The organism is Corallococcus exercitus, from assembly GCF_003611585.1.
GTDB lineage: Bacteria > Myxococcota > Myxococcia > Myxococcales > Myxococcaceae > Corallococcus > Corallococcus exercitus.
The window spans coordinates 1-1,251 of sequence record NZ_RAVW01000793.1 but is presented as its reverse complement, the minus strand read 5'-3'; the positions used below and the strand labels follow the sequence as shown (position 1 = coordinate 1,251).

1 protein-coding gene is annotated in these 1,251 nt (G+C 73.4%); it reads right to left on the bottom strand.

The window, feature by feature from the left end; translation table 11 throughout:
- Nucleotides 1-85: 85 nt before the first annotated feature.
- Nucleotides 86-1,251 (bottom strand): hypothetical protein (locus D7W79_RS42070; protein ID WP_244222281.1); only part of this gene is annotated, 1,166 nt, incomplete at its 5' end.

Below are 1,251 nucleotides of genomic sequence, written 5' to 3'. Positions count from 1 at the left end.
CTTCACGCCCTGGTGCTTACCCTCCCGGGCGCTCCAGGGAAAGGCGCGGCTCGAGCGGGCCTGGAGGGCGGGCGGCCGGGCCTCTTCAGCCCAGGCCCAGGCGGGGGAGCGTCACCTCGCGCACGCGGGGGATGCGGAAGCGGTAGAGGAACGCGTCCGCGAAGTAGTGCGCCAGCACCACGCCGTTGGTGGCGAGGACGCCCAGCGACCACAGCGGCTGCTGCCTCAGGAGGAAGGCCGTGGCCGCGCCCTGCGTCGCTCCGTCCACCAGCGTGACGAAGGGGCTGTTGGCCACGCCCACCAGGATGATGGGCGCCATGAGGGCCAGCATCGCCGCCCACACGCGCGGGCCGCGCAGGCGGGCCGTGGCTTCCGAGGGCGTGGGCTGGAGCATCCGGCCGGTGAGGAAGAAGTACTCCAGGCCGTGGATGCCGGCGCTCAGGATGGCGCCCCACAGCGGCCACACGAGGTACACCGCCACCACCGTCACGTGCGCCAGGACGTAGACGCGCCGGGGACCGCTCTGGCCCGGGGGCCCGCGCAGCGCGAGCACCAGCCTCGCGGCGAAGACGCCCCAGACGGCGAGCAGCACCCAGGTGAGGCCGTGCGGCAGGGAGGCGCCTTCCGCCTGGCCGATGTTGATCATCGGCCGGGAGCCCAGGGCGTTGGTGACGGGCAGGGCCAGCGAGCGGATCATCATCAGCGCCAGCGCGACGGGCACGAACTGGCGCTGGAGCGTGCGCTCGGACTCGGACAGCGGCGGGGCGCCCGCGGCGCGGGCCTTCAGGCCGTGCAGTGCCCACAGCCCCTTCACCTGCGACAGCGTGTGGTGCGCGGCCAGGACGTGGATGCCCGCGCCGAGGAGCAGCGCGAGGAGCGGGGCGTACGCGTCCGCGTACCAGAGCAGCGCGAAGGTGAGCGCGAACACCGCCGACGCGCCGCCCACGAGCAGCCGCGACTGGTTGGGCGTGGTGTGCAGCAGCTCGCGCCGGGTGCCCACCAGCAGGAAGGTGAGGATGACGTGCGTGCCGTTGAGGAAGACGTACTGCGACGTCCACCGGCCAATCTGCTGGGCGAACCCCTGCGAGCCCTCGCCGGTGAGGCTCGCGAGCCAGACGGAGGCGAGCAGCAGCAGCGTGGGCAAGAGCAGGATGCTCAGGTCCGCCCGGGGCGAGAAGAGCCACAGCCCCTGGAAGCGCAGGGACGCCGGGGCTTCGGAGGCTTCGAGCGCGGGGGCGGGCAGGGTGGACA